We start from the raw sequence: 18,658 nt of genomic DNA, 5'->3' as shown, positions 1-18,658 counted from the left end.
ATATGAAATTAAAAACACCCCAGGGGTTATTTTGCATGGAGCCATGTCGACATGGCTCCATGCAAAATAACCCCTGGGGTGTTTTTACGCAGGCTATCCCTGCTCGCGGGCCTCCATGATGAGCATCTGCAGGCGGTTCTCGATGTTTGCCTGGCTCGTGTCGGGATCGTAGTCGAGCGGCAGGATCGTCACGTCGGGGTAGCGCTCCTTCAGGCTTTTCACGATGCCACGTCCGACGATGTGGTTGGGCAGGCATCCGAACGGTTGCAGGATGATGAACGCGCGGCAGCCGTTCTTCGCATGATGCAGGATCTCGGCGGGGATCAACACGCCCTCGCCGGCGTCGAACGTGTGGTGCACGATATCGTCGCTCGCTCGCACGAGTTCGCCCATACGCTCGGGCGGCTCGTAGAGCGGATGGCGGCGGGCGATCCGGTCGGTCGCGCTCTGTGCGAACTCGAACACGTCGTCGGACACCGCCCACTCGGTCTTTTGCGCAAGCGGCTTGTGGATGCCGAACTCGCGCACCTGCGCGTGCTTGTAGAAGTACGTCTTGCGGATGACATCGGTCATGCGCGCCTCGATGACCTCGAATCCGTTGCGCTCGAGGTACAGCTCGATATCGCGGTTGGCTCCGGGGTGGAAGTTGAGCAGGTACTCGCCTACGATCAGCACACGAGGGCGGCGCACGCTGCGATCGATCTTCACGTCGGCCATCACCTGGATGCCGCGCTTGAACCCGGCGATGCCGCCGCGCACGCCACGGTGCTTGAAGCCGCTGATCACGTGGTCGAGTGCGATCTCGAACGCGCGGTCGGAAGCGCCCATCTCCAGCTCGTAGGGACGCATCTTGCGCAGCAGCTCCTCGAGCGCATCGATCATCGGCAGGCCGTAGGCGATGCGCATGGCGGTGAGCAAGCTCATCTTGAAGCCGGGATGCAGGTTGTGGTCGTCGGTGAGATCGTTTGTGATGATGGGCACGTGCGCAAAGCCGGCGTCGTCGAGCGCCTTGCGCAGCAGGGCGGAGTAGTGCGTCAGACGGCAGTCGCCCACGTACTTGGCCATCATGACCGCGGTGTGCTCGAGGTCGTAATCGCCGTTGATGAGCGCGTCGAGCACCTCGCCGATCACGATCTGCGCGGGGAAACAGATGTCGTTGTGCACGTAGCGCTTGCCCAGGCGGATGGCGTTCTCGCGGCCGACCGGCAGCGAGACGGCGTTGACGCCCTGTTTGGTGAAGGCGGCGGCCATGAGGCGCGAGAAGGCGTGCGAGGTGTTGGGCACGAGCACCGTGTAGGTGTCGCGCTCGTCGCGGGTGAATTTGACGGGGTAAGGGTCACCGAGCTCCCGGATGCCCTCAGCGTCACCTGCGTCCTCGCCGCGCTCGCGGCGGATGCGTGTCGTCTCCAAAAACGAGCGGACGCGGATGCGCAGGGCGCCCTCGGCCGCGCTCTCGTCGACCTTGAGTAACAGGGGCCGTTTGGCCGAGACTTCGTGCATGAGGCGGGCGGCCTCGTCTGCCAGATAGGCGTCGTGCCCGCAGCCGAAGCTCGCGATTTGCGCGAACTCGAGTCCCTCGGTGCGCGCGGCGATAAGCGCGCACGACAGGATACGCGCGTGGTAGTTGTTGGCGATATCCAGGCGGCTGCGTGTGAGGTCGACCTCGCGCATGCCCGGGACGGCGTCGGCGGTGAGCACCGGAACACCTTGCTCCACGAACATGCCCGGTAGGTTGTGGTTGACGAGCGGGTCGGTCTGGTAGGGGCGCGCCGCGAGTACGACGGCCGTGCCGCCGCTCGCCTGGACCTGCTCGAGCACGTCGGCGCCGCGGCGCTCGAGCGCGTCGGTGAACGCCTGCCGGGCTCGATCGGCCTCGACGAGCGCGGCGCGGGTCGCGTCGGCGGGGATGTCGAACGTGGAGGCGAGGTACTGCACGAGCTGACGCTCGCGGTCCTCGACGGTGTACCAGTGGAACAGCGGCGAATCGAAGGGGATGCCGAAGCGCTTGGTCGGGTTGTCCGACGAGCGGATCACCATGGGGTAGCCCTTGACCACCGCGCACATGGACTCGGCGGTCTCGGCCGTGCCCTCCGGCGCGACGGTGGTGATGATCGGCATGAAGATGCGGTCGACGCGCTTGCCGGCAAGGTCGCGCAGGTGCCCGTGGACGAGTTTGGCCGGAAAGCAGATGGTGTCGGAGCATACGGCCGACAGTCCTTGCTCGTACATGCGGTGCGAGCTCATGCCCGACAGCACGACGGTAAAGCCGAGCGACTCGAGCAGCGCCGTCCAAAACGGCGCGGAATCCCAGATGGCGAGCACGCGGGGGATGCCGATGCGGATGCCCCGGTCCGGTAGGACCTGCGCGTGGTCGGGCTTGGCGAACAGCAGGCGGGTGCGCTCCTCGAACAGGTTGGGAACGCGGTTCGCCTCGGCAGCTGCCTGTTTGGCGCGCCGGCGGACCTCGTCGTCGTGCGGGTCGCCGATGACCTCGCCGCGCGAGCAGCGGTTGCCCGTGACGAAGCGCTCGCCGGTGGAGAAGCTCACGATCGTGCGCGCGCAATGGTTGGTGCAAAACGGGCAGGTCACGTTGCCTTCGCGCGAGAAGCTGAGCTGTCGTGCGGCATCGAAGCCGATGAAGGAGGAGGCGGTCGCCGCGAAATCGTCGCTCGCGTTCGTCGGATTGCCCCCGCCTTCCCGCGCGCCGGCGTCGCCATGCCGTTCCAGCTGTTCTTTGGCGAGCAACGCCGCTCCGATCGCACCCATGAGGCCAGGGTAGGGGCTACGCGTCACCCTGCGGCCAACGTGCTGCTCAAAGGCGCGCAGCACAGCGTCGTTGGCGAACGTGCCGCCCTGCACCACGATGTGCTCGCCCAGCGCGTCCATGTTGGGCACGCGCACGACCTTGGTGAAGACGTTCTCGATGATGGAGCGGCAGAGCCCCGCCATGATGTCGGCGGGCGTCTTGCCGTCGCGCTGTTCCGAGATCACACTGCTCGTCATGAAGACCGTGCAGCGGCTGCCGAGTACGGCGGGGCTTTTCGACGAGAAGGCGGTTGCTGCGATATCCTTGACTTTTATGCCGAGCGAGCGCGCGAAGTTCTCCAAAAACGAGCCGCATCCCGATGAGCAGGCCTCGTTGACGATCACATCGGTGATGACGCCGTCGTCGACCCACATGGCCTTCATATCCTGGCCGCCGATATCAAGGATGAATGTGGCGTTGGGGCAGAAGGCGAGGGCGGCACGGGCGTGGGCGACCGTCTCGACGGTGTGGTAATCGGCGCCGAAGGCGCGGGCGAACAGCTGCTCGCCGTACCCGGTGGTGCCGAGCGCGCGCACCTGCAGGGTTACGCCCTGCGCGGCATAGCGGTCGCATAGTTCGACTAGGGCATCGCGGGCGACGTCGATGGGCTCGCCTTGGTTGGAGGAGTAGAACGAGTCGATGGGCATACCGTCCGTATCGAGCAGCACGAGCTTGGTCGTGGTGCTGCCGGCGTCGATGCCCAGGTACACCGGCAGCGTGTCGCCGCGGTGCAGGGCAGGCGGCTCGATCGGCTTGAGCGCGTGCGCGGCCTCGAAGGTGCGGCGCTCCTCGTCGGAGGCGAAGAAAGCGGGGGCGGAGGCGTGCTGCTGCCGAGGGGCGGCGGCCATGGCGTCGAGTTCGCGGGCGACGGCTTCGAGATCGTGCTCGCCCGTGCCCTCCTCGGACGTGTAACCGGCAAGCCACAGGGCAGCGCCGCGCGCGACGATGGTCTCGGGATGCTCCGGGATGATGATCTGGTCGGGATCGAGCCCCAGGCGCTCGGCGAACACGCGGACGAGCGTGTGGTTGAACGTGAGCGGACCGCCTTGGAACACCACGGGCGGGTTGATGTCGAGGCCCTGCGCCAAGCCGCCGATCGTCTGCTTGACCAGGGCATGGAAGGTCGACAGGGCGATGTCCTCCTTGGAGGCGCCTTGGTTCAGCAGCGGCTGGATATCCGTCTTGGCAAAGACGCCGCAGCGTCCAGAGATCTCGTGGACCGTGGTGCCCCGGGCGGCGAGCGCTTCGAAGTCCTCGGTTCCCACGCCCAGCACCGAGGCGATCTCGTCGATGAACGCGCCGGTTCCGCCCGCGCACGTGCCGTTCATGCGCATGTCGTCGACGCGCGACGCGCCGCGGTAGGGGTCTTCGGTGAGAAAGATCATCTTGGCGTCCTGGCCGCCCAGCTCGATGACGGTGCGCGCCTGCGGGTACAGGGTCTGTACCGCCTTGGCGCCGGCGACGACCTCCTGCACGAAGGGGGCATGGCATGTCTCGGCGATGGGCGCGGCGCCCGAGCCGGTCACGGCGATGCGGAAGCGTCTGCCGTCGAACTCGCGCCCCACCGCACGCAGCGCCGCTGCGGCGCAGGCAGCCTGATGCGCATGGTGTCGCTCATAGCTCGTATGGAGTACGGAACCGTCCGCGGGGTCGATCACGACCGTCTTGACCGTCGTCGATCCGACGTCGAGGCCGACGAGCAGGGAGGCGGTCGGATTGGGGACGGACGACGAGGGGGTGTTGAGCGAATCGGGCATGACGCGGGGACCTATTTTCCACGAACGGTTGAATGACCTGTACACGATACCCAATCGCGCTGGAAATAGAAGTAGTTTTCAAAAACATTTAGGTACATTACAAATTTCCCGCCGACAAGATGGTGACAAGATGGTGCCAGGTACAAACTTGTCGGCAGCGACAAGATGGTGCCAGGTTCAAACTTGTCGGTGGGAGGGTATGCTACCGATGATCCGACGTAACGCGTGGCGGGCGCGGGCATGAAGGCAGGTGCACGATGGGCAAGGTAATCGTTTTCGGCAGCCTCAACATGGACCTGACGATCGAGTGTCCGCGGCAGCCGCGCATGGGCGAGACCGTCACGGGAAGCGGCTTTCTGCTCAACCCCGGCGGCAAGGGCGCGAACCAGGCCGTCGCCGCGGCGCGTCTCGGGGCGGACACGGTCATGATCGGTGCGGTGGGCGTCGACGTGTTCGGCGATGCCCTCGTGGCGTCGTTGGAGGGAGCGGGGGTCGCCTGCGGGCGCATCCGTCATATCGACGGAGTCTCGACCGGCGTGGCCTCCATCACGCGCGTGGGCGGCGACAACTGCATCGTGCTCGATCCGGGCGCGAACCACGTGCTCACGGGGCACGACGTCACGGTCGTGCTCGACGAGGTCGCGGCTGCCGGCGACGTGTTCGTGACGCAGCTCGAATGCGACCTTGCCGCCACGTGGGAGGCGCTCGCCGCGGCGCATGCCCGCGGGCTGTACACCATCCTCAACCCGGCTCCGGCCGTCCCGATCCCCCGCGAGGTCTGGGCATCCGTCGACGCGATCTGCCTGAACGAGACGGAGTGCGAGATCGTGACGGGGGTGTTCCCCGGCGATGAGCTGGCAATCGAGCACGCGCTGGAGCTGCTGGCGGACTGGGGCGTCGGGATGGTGGCGCTTACGCTCGGAGCCCAGGGCTCGCGTGTGTTGTGCGAGGGCCGGACGATCGACTCGAGGCCTCCGGCGGTGCGCGTCATCGACACCACGGGCGCTGGCGACACCTACATCGGCGCACTCGCCATGGGCCGCGCACGAGGGCTGTCCCTCGACGAGACCGTGGAGTGGGCGACCTGCTCCTCGGCGCTCGCCACCGCCCGTCTCGGCGCCCAGCAGGCCGTCCCCGCCGCCGACGAGGTCGCCGCGCTCATGGTCGTGCGCCGCTAGGCGACGGGCGGCAAGGCGACAAGTTTGTACCTGGCACCAACTTGTCAGGCGACAAGGCGGCGAGACCGACAAGTTTGTACCTGGCACCAACTTGTCGTGGCACCAACTTGTCGCCAACTTGTCGGTCTCGGCGGGGCTGGCGCCGCCCCGATCGCGGTGATACGTGTGTTTCGTGCGTGAATGCGGCGCGTTCGGTTAAGATAATTCTCTTTAGGGTAGAGGTTGTGCGAAACGACGCACCACATCTATAGCACGTAAGAGGTATGCGCATGCTAGATCGATTCACCGACCGCGCGCGCCGCGTCATGTCCCTCGCCAAGGAGGAGGCGCTCGCGCAGCATTCCTCCAAGGTGGGCACCGAGCATCTGCTGCTCGCGCTCGCCAAGGAGCAGGAGGGCATCGCCGCCGAGGCGCTGCGCTCGCTCGAGATCACCTACGACGACATCCAGTCGCAGCTCGAGGAGATCCGCACCACGGTTCCGCAGGAGGAGCCGGCCGAGTCCGCCAAGCTCGCGTTCACCCCGCGGGTCATCTCGGTCATGGAGCGGAGCTTCCGGCTCGCGCGCGAGAACAACCAGACCTACGTGTCCACCGAGCACCTGCTGCAGGGCATCGTGGACGAGGGCGACGGCATGGCCATGGACATCCTCCAGCGCCTGGGCGTGTCGGCCGCCTCGGTCCGCGGCGCGGTGGACAAGCTCACCGCCAAGGACCAGGGCAGCAAGCGCCCCATGGCCGGCTCGGCCTCGGGTCGTCCCGGTGCGGGTCTGCCGTTCTTCTCGGGCGAGTCCGCCCGCGGGCAGGATTCGTCGGCGAGCACGCTCGAGCAGTTCGGCACCAACCTGACCGCCGAGGCGCGCGAGGGCAAACTCGACCCGGTCATCGGCCGTGAGCACGAGATCTCCCGCATGATGGAGATCCTGTCCCGCCGCACCAAGAACAACCCGCTCATCCTGGGTGACCCGGGTGTGGGCAAGACGGCCATCGTCGAGGGCTTGGCGCAGAAGATCGCCGCCAACGACGTACCCGAGAACCTGCTCAACATGAACATCTGGTCGCTCGACCTGCCCGGTCTCGTGGCCGGTGCCAAGTATCGCGGTGAGTTCGAGGAGCGCCTCAAGAACGTCATCGCCGAGGCGACCGAGGCAGACGACATCATCCTGTTCATCGACGAGATGCACACGCTGATCGGCGCGGGTTCCGCCGAGGGTTCCATCGACGCGAGCTCCATGCTCAAGCCGGTGCTCGCCCGCGGCGCCTTCCAGATCATCGGCGCGACGACCGCCGAGGAGTTCCGCAAGCACCTGCAGAAGGACCCGGCGTTCGAGCGTCGCTTCCAGTCGATCGACATCGACGAGCCGAGCCCCGAGGACACCATCAAGATCCTGAACGCCCTGTTGCCGCGCTACGAGGAGCATCACCACGTGCGCTACACGCCCGCGGCGGTCGAGGCGGCGGTCAACCTGTCGTCCCGCTACATCCAGGATCGGTTCCTACCCGACAAGGCCATCGACCTCATCGACGAGGCCGGCGCTCGCGCCCGCATCGCCGCCAACCGCGCGCCGGAGCCGGTGCGCACGGCCGAGAACCGCGTGGCCGAGCTCAAAGCGTCCGTCGAGGAGGCGACCGAGGCCGACGACATGAACCGCGCCGCCGAGCTCAAAGAGCAGCAGCACGCCGCCGAGATCGAGCTGTCCGAGGCGCGCGCCGCGTGGAACGCCGACATGGAGGCGAGCCCGCTCACCATCGACGTGCCGCAGATCGCCGACATCGTGTCCGTGGCGTCCGGCGTGCCGGTTTCCTCGCTCACCGAGGACGAGTCGCGCCGCCTGCTCGCCTGCGAGGACGTGCTCAAGACCCGCATCATCGGCCAGGACGAGGCCGTGCGTGCCGTTGCCAAGGCCATCCGCCGCTCGCGCTCGCCGCTCAAGGACCCGCGTCGCCCCGGCGGCTCGTTCATCTTCCTCGGCCCCACCGGCACGGGTAAGACCGAGCTCGCCAAGACGCTCGCGGAGTACCTGTTCGGCAGCAAGGACGCTCTGATCAGCTTCGACATGTCCGAGTTCTCCAGCGAGTACGAGGTCTCCAAGCTGATCGGTTCGCCTCCGGGCTACGTCGGCCACGAGGAGGGCGGCCAGCTCACCAAGGCCGTGCGCCGCCATCCGTATTCGGTCGTGCTGTTCGATGAGATCGAGAAGGCGCATCCGGATATCTTCAACATCCTGCTGCAGGTGCTCGATGAGGGCCGTCTGACCGACGGTCAGGGCAAGACGGTCGATTTCCGCAATACCGTGGTCATCATGACGTCCAACGTCGGCGCGCGCGAGATCGCGCAGGACGCCAGCGTGGGCTTCGGCACCACCGGCGAGGCGGGGCTTTCGACCGACGAGATCCGGACGCGTGCGATGGGCGAGCTCAAGCGCCTGTTCCGCCCCGAGTTCCTGAACCGCGTGGACGACATCGTGGTGTTCAGCAAGCTCACGGGTGAGTCGCTCACCAAGATCGCCGAGCTGCTCGTGGACGACCTGCGCCAGCGTCTGATCGCCAACGGCATGAACATCGAGCTCACCGACGCCGCGATCGACAAGATCGTGGCCGAGGGAACCGACCTCACCAACGGTGCCCGTCCGCTGCGCCGCGCCATCCAGCGCCTCATCGAGGACCCGCTGTCAGAGGAGCTGCTGGCAGGCGAGTGGCACGAGGGCGACACGGTGCTCGCCGACATCGCCGACGGGCATTTCGTGTTCAGCCACGGCACGGGCGAGATCCCCGCGCCGCGCGCCAAGGGCACGCTCGGTGCTTCGTTCGAGCCTGCGCCGCGCAACGCCGGCGGAGCGCCCGCGCTTGCCGGTGGCGGTTCGGGCGGCGTGGCACAAACCGCGTCGGGCGCGCACTAGTCCCGAGGATTACAGTCCCGCTTTCGACGGGCCGGATGCACGTATGCATCCGGCCCGTTGTTTTGCTGCGGTTTTGTGTAGGTTGATGCATGTCCTGCCGCGACAAGATGGTGCCAGGTACAAACTTGTCACTGTGACAAGTTTGTACCTGGCACCATCTTGTCGCGGCAGGGCCTCTGAACGCGGTGCAAAGAGGCGTTCGACGCCGGATGACCGTCCCGTTACCGCCGCATTTCAATATGTTGTCAGCCCCACGTCAGTTTTTCTTTGAGTTTCAAATCGTGTGAATATGTGCGTGTTCGGCATGAGACAATACATCCATGACTGGGAAAACGGAGCAGACGGAGTAGCACATTGGATAAGGAAGAGATTCAAAAGCGTATGGACAAGGCGATCAGGTTGACCGCTCCCGGCCAGCCGATCAGAACCGCCCTCGATATGATCATCGCGGGCCATCTGGGCGCCTTGATATGCGTCGGCGATACCGACAACGTGCTCGCGGCCGGCAACGACGGCTTCCCGCTCAACATCTCGTTCACGTCCAACCGTCTGTTCGAGCTGTCCAAGATGGACGGCGCCGTGGTGATCGACGAGGATATGTCGCATATTCTCCGCGCGAACTTCCACCTGAACCCCGATTCGTCGCTCGCGACCAACGAGACCGGCATGCGCCATCGCACCGCAGCTCGCATGAGCGTGCTCACCGACGCCATCATGATCTCGGTGTCGTCGCGCCGCTCGGTGGTGAACGTGTACGTCAAGGGCAAGGCCTATGAGCTGCAGCCCGTGTCGACCATCATGGGTTCGGTGAACCAGCTCATCGCCACGTTGCAGACCACGCGCAGCACGCTCGACCGTTCGCTCGTGCGCCTGACCGCGCTCGAGCTCGACGATTACGTCACGCTCGCCGACATCACCGATATCTTTTCGAGTTTCGAGATCATGCAGCAGGCCAAAACCGAGCTCAAGCGCTGCATCGTCAAGCTTGGTAACCAGGGCAAGCTCGTCCAGATGCAGATGGAGCAGCTCGCCGGTACGAGCATGGACACCGAATACGACCTGATGATCCGCGACTACGCGAGCGACTCCTCCGAGGACAACGCCCAGCGCATCCGTAAGCGTTTCAGCGAGATGACGCCCGAGGAGCTGTCCAACCCGTCGCGTGTTGCCTGCGCTCTGGGCTTCGACGACCTGGACGAGGACTCCATCATGACGCCGCTCGGCTTGCGCACGCTGTCGCGCGTGTCGGTCGTCCGCGACGGCGTGGCCGAGAAGATCGTGGACGAGTACGGCTCGCTGCAGGAGCTCATGGGCGACATCCAAAAGGACCCGGCGCGCTTGGGCGATTTCGGCGTCAACAACCCTGCGATCCTGGCGGATTCGCTCGCACGGATGCAGGGCAAGCGCGAAGGAGCCTAAGGTGGCCGCCGACGTTTGCGCCGTTATCGTCTCCGGTGGCAGCGGGTCGCGCTTCGGTAATCCCGGTGGCAAGCAACTCATGGAGGTCGCCGGCCGACCGCTCATGTCCTGGTGTATCGAGGCGTTCGACCGTGCGCCTTCGGTGGGCCATATCGTCGTGGTGTGTCCTGCCGCACAGACCGATGAGGTACGCAGCCGCGCGATCGCGCCGTTCGGGTTCGCAACGCCTATCACCTTTGCGCCTGCAGGTGCCACGCGTCAGGATTCCACGCGCGCCGGGCTCTGCGCGACGCCGGCGTCGATGCGCTACGTGGCGGTGCACGACGGCGCGCGCCCGCTGATCGCGGTCGAGACCATCGAGGCGGCGATCGCTGCGTTGCGCGACGACGAATCGCTCGACGGGGTCGTCTGCGGCCAGCCCGCGGTCGACACGCTCAAGGTCGTGGAGGACGGTGCGATCACAGACACGCCCGATCGCGCGCGGTTTTGGACGGTGCAGACCCCGCAGGTCTTTTCGGTGGAGGCGCTGCGCCGCGCGTACGACGTGGTCGACGCGACGGGATTCGTGGGGACCGACGACGCCTCGCTCGTGGAGCGTGCCGGCGGGCGCGTCCGCGTGGTGGAGAGCCCGCGCGACAACCTCAAGGTGACGTTGCCGGAGGATCTGGTGCCCATCGAGGCCATGCTGCGGGCGCGCGGATAGGGTTTCCGCACGTTTTCCGCCCGCTGCGGGCATTGGGCACCGTGTGCGGCGCATGCTATGATGCTGGTTTGAGAATCGCGATCGAAAGAGGCTCCTCATGCAGCTGCCTGCATTGCGCATAGGACATGGCTACGACGTGCATCGACTCGTCGAAGGACGACGCTGCATCATCGGTGGCGTGGACATCCCGTACGAGAAGGGCCTGCTCGGCCATTCGGATGCCGACGTGCTCGCGCACGCGCTCGCCGACGCCATCCTCGGCGCCTGTCGCGGAGGCGACATCGGCAAGCTGTTCCCCGACACCGACCCCGCCTACGAGGGCGCGGACTCGCTCGTGTTGCTCGAGCGCACGATGGCGTTCGCCCGCGAGCTGGGTTTTGAGCTCGTGGACGCCGACTGCACGATCGCCGCGCAGGCACCCAAAATCACCCCGCACCGCGATGCCATGCGCGCCAACCTGGCCCGCGCGCTCGGCGTGGATGTCGAGCAGATCGGCGTGAAGGCCACCACCACCGAGCAGCTCGGCTGGGAAGGCCAAGGCGAAGGCATCGGAGCCTGGGCCGTCTGCCTCCTCACACGATGTATCTAGTATTGGGAATTCAGCTCCGCTGAATTCGCCATCTTCCTCTCCGCCAAGGAGCTGCCCTCCTCGATGAGCCTGCAAGGTTCATCGAGGAGGGCGGGGATTAGTCGCCTTTATCGATTCGACATGCAAGGAGGTCTGCTGGATTCGCCCGCCGCGAGTTCCGCACGAGCAGAAGGCGCCAGCGGCGCCTTCGTCGCGAGTCAGGACTGCCCGAGCGCCGGGCGAATCCAGCAGACCTCCCCAGAAGGGTTCCAGTCATGAAGATCTACAACAGCAGCACGCACAAGAAGGAAGACTTCCAGCCCATCGAGGAGGGCAAGGTCCGCATGTACGTGTGCGGCCCTACCGTCTACGACAACATCCACATCGGCAACGCGCGCACGTTCATCAGCTTCGACGTGATCCGCCGCTGGCTGATCGCCGCCGGCTACGAGGTCACGTTCGCGCAGAATCTCACCGACGTGGACGACAAGATTATCAACCGCGCCAACGAGCAGGGCCGTACGGCCGAGGAGGTCGCGATCGAGTTTTCCGACAAGTTCATCGCCGTCATGCACAAGGCCAACGTGATGGACCCCGACGTGCGCCCGCGTGCGACCAAGGAGATCGGCCCCATGATCGGCATGATCAAGACGCTCATCGAGCAGGGTCACGCCTATGCGGCCGACAACGGCGACGTGTACTTCGCGGTGCGCAGCGACCCGAGTTACGGTGAGGTGTCGGGTCGCAAGATCGACGACCTCATGGTGGGCGCGCGCATCGAGGAGAACGAGGACAAGAACGATCCGCTCGACTTTGCCCTGTGGAAGGCGGCCAAGCCCGGCGAGCCCATGTGGAACTCGCCGTGGGGCAAGGGTCGTCCCGGCTGGCACACCGAATGCGCCGCGATGGTCCATCGCTATCTGGGCACGCCGATCGATATTCACGGCGGCGGCTCCGACCTCGCGTTCCCGCATCATGAGAACGAGTGCGCTCAGGCGACCTGCGCCTGGCACGAGGGCTTCGCCAACACCTGGATGCACACGGGCATGCTGCTGGTCGACGGCGAGAAGATGAGCAAATCGCTCGGCAACTTCTTCACGCTCGAGGAGGTGCTCGAGAAGCACTCCGCGGCGGCGCTTCGCCTGCTCATGCTGCAGACGCACTACCGCTCGCCGCTCGATTTCTCGTGGGAGCGCCTCGAAGGCGCCGAGAATTCGCTCGCGCGCATCGCCGGCACGGTGCAGAACCTGCGCTGGGCGGTCTCGCATGCCGAGGGCGAGCCGGATGCCACCCTCGCGGCGAAGCTCGACGCTGCCGTCGATGCGGCGAAGGCCGAGTTCGAGGCGCAGATGAACGACGACTTCAACACGGCGGGCGCGGTGGCTGCGTACTTCCAGCTGGTGACGGAGGCGAACACGTATCTCGATCAGGCGGGTTCGGCGGTCGACACGGATGTCGTCGCCGGTGCCGCCGTGAGCATCGCCGGTGCGTTTGCGGTTCTGGGCATCGAGCTTCCGGAGCCCGAGGAGGAGCTGCCGGTCGGGCTGCTCGGCGTGGCTGCAGGCCTGTGCGCCTACACGGGCGACGACGTCAACAAGGCCGCCGAGCGCATCCTTGCCGCCCGCGCCGAGGCGCGCGCCGCCAAGGATTGGGATACGGCCGACGCCATCCGCGATCAGCTGCGCGATATGGGTCTCATGATCGAGGACACCGCCGCCGGCTCCCGCATCAAGCACGTAAAATAACCCCAGGGGTTTTATTACATCGCAAGACAAGCCGCCGTTCCAGCAGGAAGGGCGGCTTTTTGCATACGGAGTACCCGTAAAAATACCCCAGGGGTTTTATTACATTGCCCTCGTAGGCTCATCGAACCGCTCACGCTATACTGGGTGCGGCAACGAGAGAAAGAGAGTCCATGGCAGAGAGACGGAAGAATCAGGGTCGCCCCACCGCAAAGTCGGGCCAGCCTCGCACCGGCAGGCCGAATCAGGCACGCGGGCCCAAGGGTGACCAGAAGCGTTCCAGCCGCGACGTGCGCGGCGGGCAGTCACGTGCGCGGCAGGAGGCACCCCGTCCCGTGGGCAACTTCATCGAGGGACGCCGCGCGGCAGCCGAGGCCCTGCGCACGGGCTTTCCGATCAAGCGGGCGCTCGTGGGCGAGGGCGCGTCCAAGGACGTGACGCTCAACCAGCTGGTCGAGGCGCTCTACGCGGCGAACATCCCCGTGCAGTTCGTGGGGCGCGATCAGCTCGAGGCCATCTCGAGCCATGGCGCGCACCAAGGCATCGCGCTCGAGGTCGGTGCCTATCCGTATGCCGACCTCGCCGACATCATCGCCCGTGCGGGCGACGGACCGGCGCTCGTGGTCGTGCTCGATCACGTGACCGACGCCGGCAACTTCGGTGCCATCGTGCGCTCGGCCGAGGTCGTGGGCGCGGCGGGAGTTGTCATCGCGTCCAAGCGTGCCGCCGAGGTGACCGTGGCCACCTACAAGACGAGCGCCGGCGCGGTCATGCACCTGCCCATCGCGCAGGTCCCCAATATCGCGCGCGCCCTCGAAGATCTCAAAGAAGCCGGCTTCTGGGCCTGCGGTGCCTCGGAACACGCCGAGCAGGTGTGCTGGGACGCCCCGATGCAGGGACGCATCGCGCTCGTCATGGGCTCGGAGGGCGACGGCATCTCGCGCCTCGTGCTCGAGAAGTGCGACTTTCTGACCAAGCTTCCGCAGCGCGGCGAGACCGAGAGCCTGAACGTGGCGCAGGCGGCGACCGCCCTGTGCTTTGAGTGGATGCGCCAGAATGTAAAATAACCCCTGGGGTTATTTTATATTTCACGCGAGAGGATGAGATGACCAAGAAGAACCGGGCCAAGTCCAAGGCGAAGCGCTTTGGCGAGGGCTCCGCGCAGAAATTCGTCGACGCCAGCACCTACGGCGTGGGCAACGCGTTTTCCGCCGCGTTCTCCACGCCGGACGTTCCGCGCGGCTCCAACGTGAGCGGTCAGCGCGAGCTGCTGGTGGTCGACGGCTACAACGTGATTCACGCGACGCCGCGCTACGAGCGGCTCATCTTCGACCACTCGGACGATCCGTACTCGGGCGACGTGTACGATCGCGCCCGCACCTCGCTGATCGCCGATGTAGCGGCATTTGCGCAGGGGCGCTACGAACCCGTCATCGTGTTCGACGGGGCCGGCAACGTCTCGGCCGATCGTCCCAACCTGCCGCAAGCGGGCGTGCGCATCGAATTCTCGCCGACGGGCGTGTCGGCCGACACGGTGGTGCAGCGCCTGTGCACCGAGGCGCGCGAGGCCGGCCGCGCTTGCACCGTGGTCACGAGCGACGGCACGATCCAGGCGACTGTGATGGGGAAGGGTGTGGCGCGCATCTCGGCGCGGATGTTCGTGGACGAGATACGGCAGGTCGACGCCGACGTGGCGGAGGCGGAGGAGGCCCCGCAGGTCAAGATGACGCTCGGCAGCCGCCTGTCGCCCGAGAGCCTGGCCAAGCTCCAGTCGCTTCGCAACGCGTAACCCCTACATATATAGAAGGGCTACGCTCGGCGGCGTCTTGCAGACGCATCCGCGTTTCAGTATCCTGTAGAAGCTTCGCGCGCAAGCGCCAAGCGTGCCAGCGTGGCTCAACGGTAGAGCAAGTGATTTGTAATCACTGGGTTGCGGGTTCGATTCCTGTCGCTGGCTCCATAGGAGGGTCTCGGGCCCGGCGCCGTCGCGGTGCCGGGCCCGGTTCGTTAAGAGGCCGACAGGGATCGAACCCGGTTCCGGGTGCGGAGCGAAGCCAACGGCGCGAGCCGTTGGCCGCACAGCACGCAAGGGCGGCGCCAGCCGCCCGCAGCGCACGCGCGGCGTCAAGCCGCGCGGATTCCTGTCGCTGGCTCCATAGGAGGGTCTCGGGCCCGGCGCCGTCGCGGTGCCGGGCCCGCTTCGTTAAGAGGCCGACAGGGATCGAACCCGGTTCCGGGTGCGGAGCGAAGCCAACGGCGCGAGCCACCCGCTGGATCCCCCGACGAGGGTGTCGGCCCGATTCAAGGACACCGGCGTCCTTCCATAGTGTTTTCACAGGACATCCATGGCATCAGGTGGTGAAACCGCAGCTCAGAAGCGGTGCGGTAGGGAATAGGATACGCCCGGCACCGTGTATTTGAGGATTCTGGTTGACATCCGGCCCTCGCGCGTCGTAATATCCTTTTGCTCGTGAGCGCGGCTGAGCCGAGCAAGCGAGTGAGGACACAGTGGGAGTTTGCCCGAGTGGTTAATGGGGACGGGCTGTAAACCCGTTGGCTATGCCTACATAGGTTCGAATCCTATAGCTCCCACCAGTTCTTGCCTGTATAGCTCAGTCGGTAGAGCACTTCGTTGGTAACGAAGAGGTCACCAGTTCAAGTCTGGTTGCAGGCTCCAGTACGGCGGTGTAGCTCAGCTGGTTAGAGCACACGGTTCATACCCGTGGCGTCACTGGTTCGAATCCAGTCACCGCTACCAGGTAACACGGTGGCTTTCCTAGAATCTAGGGAGGCCACTTAGGTTTAAAGGCATGTCCCACCGGGGACGACCTTAAGGAGGAGGCTTCATGGCCAAGGAAAAGTTCGAGCGCACTAAGCCGCATGTCAACATCGGCACCATCGGTCACGTCGACCACGGCAAGACCACGCTGACGGCTGCCATCACCAAGGTTCTCTCCGAGACCGACGGTTGCAAGGCCGACTTCACCGCGTTCGAGAACATCGACAAGGCTCCCGAGGAGCGCGAGCGTGGTATTACCATCTCCGTCGCTCACGTCGAGTACGAGACCGCTACGCGTCACTACGCTCACGTCGACTGCCCGGGCCACGCCGACTACATCAAGAACATGATCTCCGGTGCTGCCCAGATGGACGGTGCTATCCTGGTCATCGCCGCCACCGACGGCCCCATGGCCCAGACCCGCGAGCACATCCTGCTCGCCCGTCAGGTCGGCGTTCCCTACATCGTCGTCTTCCTGAACAAGTGCGACATGGTTGACGACGAGGAGCTCATCGACCTCGTCGAGATGGAGACCCGTGAGCTCCTTTCCGAGTACGACTTCCCCGGCGACGACATCCCCGTCATCCGTGGTTCCGCTCTCGGCGCCCTCAACGGCGAGGAGAAGTGGTATGACTCCATCCGCGAGCTCATGAACGCTGTCGACACCTACATCCCGACCCCCGAGCGTGACGACGCCAAGCCGTTCCTGATGGCCGTCGAGGACGTCATGACCATCTCCGGCCGCGGCACCGTCGCCACCGGTCGTGTCGAGCGCGGTCAGCTCAAGCTGAACGAGCCCGTCGAGATCGTCGGCATCAAGGAGACCCAGTCCACCGTCGCCACCGGCATCGAGATGTTCCGCAAGACCATGGACTTCTGCGAGGCTGGCGACAACGTCGGCATCCTTCTCCGTGGTATCAAGCGCGAGCAGATCGAGCGCGGTCAGGTTCTGGCCAAGCCCGGTTCGGTCACTCCGCACACCAAGTTCACCGGTGAGGTCTACGTCCTGACCAAGGAGGAGGGCGGCCGCCACACGCCGTTCTTCGACGGCTATCGTCCGCAGTTCTACTTCCGCACCACCGACGTGACCGGCTCCGTCAAGCTGCCCGAGGGCACCGAGATGGCCATGCCTGGCGATCACATCACCATCGAGGGTGACCTCATCCACCCGATCGCCATGGAGGAGGGCCTGCGCTTCGCTATCCGCGAGGGTGGCCACACCGTAGGCTCCGGCGTCGTCAGCACCATCATCGAGTAACTTAGCTACTCGTAGCTGATCGCTTGTATGCACCCGGCTCCTCTTCGGGGGAGCCGGGTTTTTTCTGCCGATTCCCATTTGTTGAGGTTGTGTAACGAATCTGCAGATGGAGATGGGAATCCGTGCGGGCTTGACACGTCCGCCCGCTCAATGATATTGTGTTCCACCGTGCCCGCATGGGACGGTAAATGGAGGTTATTAGACACATGCGTACTCTCGTTACACTTGCCTGCACCGAGTGCAAGCGTCGCAACTATACGACGACCAAGAATAAGGCGAACATGCCCGATCGCATGGAAATCAAGAAGTATTGCCCCTGGTGCCGTCGTCATACCGTGCACAAGGAGACCCGCTAGTCTCTTGTACATACGCCAGTAGTTCAATTGGTAGAGCATCGGTCTCCAAAACCGAGTGTTGAGGGTTCGAGTCCTTCCTGGCGTGCCAGTCTTGTATCCGTAAGCCTCCTCGCGAGGCTTACGGTTTCTAATGTATAGGTGGTTTAGGCCGGAGGTAAGCATCATGGCCAACAAGAAGTCCAAGAAGAAGAGCGCTCAGTCCGCGCCCGCTTCTGCGGCAACCGAGACCAAGAAGGTTGCGCCCAAGAAGGCTTCCGCCAAGAAGGCCGACGCCTCCAAGAAGGGTGCCGATCTTAAGAAGGCATCTGCCAAGAAGGCCACCAAGGGCAAGAAGAAGGACGCCAAGCCCGGCTTCTTCGCCCGCACTAAGAAGTATTTCGCCCAGGTCCGCTCCGAGATGAAGCGTGTCGTGTGGCCCTCCAAGAAGGAGCTGGTCAACTACTCCGTCACCGTCGTCATCTCGCTGCTCGTCGTCGGCGTGGTCATCGCCGGTCTCGACGCGCTCATCAGCGAGGGCCTGGTGCTCTTCTCCGGTCTGAGGGGGTAGTCCATGTCCAAGCGTTGGTATGTCGTCCACACCTACTCCGGCTATGAGAATCGCGTCAAGTCCGATCTCGAGCATCGCATCGAGACCATGGGCATGTCCGATCGCATCTTCGATATCCAGATTCCGACCGAGCGCGTGACCGAGATCAAAGAAGGCGGTAAGCGCGAGGTCAAGGATTCCAAGATCTTCCCCGGCTATGTGCTCGTCCGCATGGAGATGGACGATGACGCGTGGACCTGCGTGCGCAACACGCCCGGCGTCACCGGTTTCCTTGGCGCCAACGGCAAGCCTGCGCCGCTGTCCCGCGACGAGTACAACAAGATGATGCGCAAGACGGACAAGGGCGGTACGCCCAAGCGCACGTCCGTCAGCATCGAGGTCGGAACGCCCGTCAAGGTCATCTCCGGCCCGCTGTCCGATTTCGACGGCAAGGTGTCCGAGGTCAATGCCGAGGCCGGCAAGGTCAAGGTCACCCTGCTCATCTTCGGTCGCGAGACCCCGGTCGAGCTTGCGTTCGACCAGATCGCGGTCATCAGTTAGGTTGTCGTATCCGCGCGTCCACGCTGCGCCTTCCGGCTGCTCACCGGACCGGCATGCTTCTAACGTGCTCGCGCTGACGATATGGATTGTTCGACACGTTCGTGTTTA

13 protein-coding genes and 5 tRNA genes are annotated in these 18,658 nt (G+C 64.9%); 17 read left to right on the top strand and 1 reads right to left on the bottom strand.

The genetic code is table 11. The annotated features are described in order from the left end of the window. Nucleotides 1-93: 93 nt before the first annotated feature. On the bottom strand, nucleotides 94-4,563 hold the full coding sequence (locus I6E04_RS04070; RefSeq protein ID WP_235421888.1) for an acyl-CoA dehydratase activase: 4,470 nt from the start codon (nucleotides 4,561-4,563) through the stop codon (nucleotides 94-96). A gap of 257 nt (nucleotides 4,564-4,820) precedes the next feature. On the opposite strand from I6E04_RS04070, the gene I6E04_RS04065 reads away from it, so the two are divergent. The 17 genes from I6E04_RS04065 (at nucleotide 4,821) to nusG (ending at nucleotide 18,550) form a co-directional block, all read left to right on the top strand. Beyond that, nucleotides 4,821-5,741, top strand: coding sequence for a ribokinase (locus I6E04_RS04065; protein ID WP_235421887.1), 921 nt, complete (start codon nucleotides 4,821-4,823; stop codon nucleotides 5,739-5,741). A 269-nt stretch (nucleotides 5,742-6,010) separates the two neighbouring features. Then, nucleotides 6,011-8,638: an ATP-dependent Clp protease ATP-binding subunit gene (locus I6E04_RS04060; protein ID WP_235421886.1), complete on the top strand. Its 2,628-nt coding sequence runs from the start codon at nucleotides 6,011-6,013 to the stop codon at nucleotides 8,636-8,638. 381 nt (nucleotides 8,639-9,019) lie between these two features. Beyond that, nucleotides 9,020-10,057 carry a DNA integrity scanning diadenylate cyclase DisA gene (gene disA / locus I6E04_RS04055; RefSeq protein ID WP_419179987.1) on the top strand — a complete coding sequence of 346 codons (1,038 nt, stop codon included), beginning with the start codon at nucleotides 9,020-9,022 and terminating at the stop codon, nucleotides 10,055-10,057. A gap of 1 nt (nucleotide 10,058) precedes the next feature. Then, entirely contained in the window at nucleotides 10,059-10,760 is a 702-nt protein-coding gene (gene ispD, locus I6E04_RS04050; protein ID WP_235421884.1) for a 2-C-methyl-D-erythritol 4-phosphate cytidylyltransferase, read from the top strand. 97 nt (nucleotides 10,761-10,857) lie between these two features. Further along, nucleotides 10,858-11,349, top strand: a complete 492-nt coding sequence (ispF, locus tag I6E04_RS04045) for a 2-C-methyl-D-erythritol 2,4-cyclodiphosphate synthase (protein ID WP_235421883.1) — start codon at nucleotides 10,858-10,860, stop codon at nucleotides 11,347-11,349. A gap of 254 nt (nucleotides 11,350-11,603) precedes the next feature. Continuing rightward, nucleotides 11,604-13,073: a cysteine--tRNA ligase gene (gene cysS / locus I6E04_RS04040; RefSeq protein ID WP_235421882.1), complete on the top strand. Its 1,470-nt coding sequence runs from the start codon at nucleotides 11,604-11,606 to the stop codon at nucleotides 13,071-13,073. A gap of 170 nt (nucleotides 13,074-13,243) precedes the next feature. Further along, nucleotides 13,244-14,137, top strand: a complete 894-nt coding sequence (gene rlmB, locus I6E04_RS04035) for a 23S rRNA (guanosine(2251)-2'-O)-methyltransferase RlmB (protein ID WP_235421881.1) — start codon at nucleotides 13,244-13,246, stop codon at nucleotides 14,135-14,137. Between the two features lie 38 nt (nucleotides 14,138-14,175). Beyond that, a complete protein-coding gene (locus tag I6E04_RS04030; protein WP_235421880.1) occupies nucleotides 14,176-14,859 on the top strand; it encodes an NYN domain-containing protein in 684 nt (227 codons plus the stop codon). A 96-nt stretch (nucleotides 14,860-14,955) separates the two neighbouring features. Continuing rightward, nucleotides 14,956-15,030: transfer RNA gene (locus I6E04_RS04025), tRNA-Thr, on the top strand. Between the two features lie 550 nt (nucleotides 15,031-15,580). Next, nucleotides 15,581-15,665 (top strand) — tRNA-Tyr (locus I6E04_RS04020). Between the two features lie 6 nt (nucleotides 15,666-15,671). Then, nucleotides 15,672-15,747: transfer RNA gene (locus I6E04_RS04015), tRNA-Thr, on the top strand. A 4-nt stretch (nucleotides 15,748-15,751) separates the two neighbouring features. Beyond that, nucleotides 15,752-15,828, top strand: a tRNA-Met gene (locus tag I6E04_RS04010). Nucleotides 15,829-15,916: 88 nt separating this feature from the next. Then, the gene (gene tuf / locus I6E04_RS04005; RefSeq protein WP_235421879.1) at nucleotides 15,917-17,107 is read left to right on the top strand and encodes an elongation factor Tu; all 1,191 of its coding nucleotides are present in this window, start codon (nucleotides 15,917-15,919) and stop codon (nucleotides 17,105-17,107) included. 206 nt (nucleotides 17,108-17,313) lie between these two features. Next, nucleotides 17,314-17,463: a 50S ribosomal protein L33 gene (gene rpmG, locus I6E04_RS04000; RefSeq protein WP_079989048.1), complete on the top strand. Its 150-nt coding sequence runs from the start codon at nucleotides 17,314-17,316 to the stop codon at nucleotides 17,461-17,463. Nucleotides 17,464-17,475: 12 nt separating this feature from the next. Continuing rightward, nucleotides 17,476-17,551, top strand: a tRNA-Trp gene (locus I6E04_RS03995). A gap of 75 nt (nucleotides 17,552-17,626) precedes the next feature. Further along, a complete protein-coding gene (gene secE, locus I6E04_RS03990; RefSeq protein ID WP_235421878.1) occupies nucleotides 17,627-18,010 on the top strand; it encodes a preprotein translocase subunit SecE in 384 nt (127 codons plus the stop codon). A gap of 3 nt (nucleotides 18,011-18,013) precedes the next feature. After that, entirely contained in the window at nucleotides 18,014-18,550 is a 537-nt protein-coding gene (gene nusG / locus I6E04_RS03985; RefSeq protein ID WP_235421877.1) for a transcription termination/antitermination protein NusG, read from the top strand. Nucleotides 18,551-18,658: the final 108 nt, after the last annotated feature.

The sequence above is a fragment of the Collinsella tanakaei genome, assembly GCF_021531055.1.
Taxonomy (GTDB): domain Bacteria; phylum Actinomycetota; class Coriobacteriia; order Coriobacteriales; family Coriobacteriaceae; genus Collinsella; species Collinsella tanakaei_B.
This window is presented reverse-complemented; position numbering and strand designations above follow the sequence as displayed.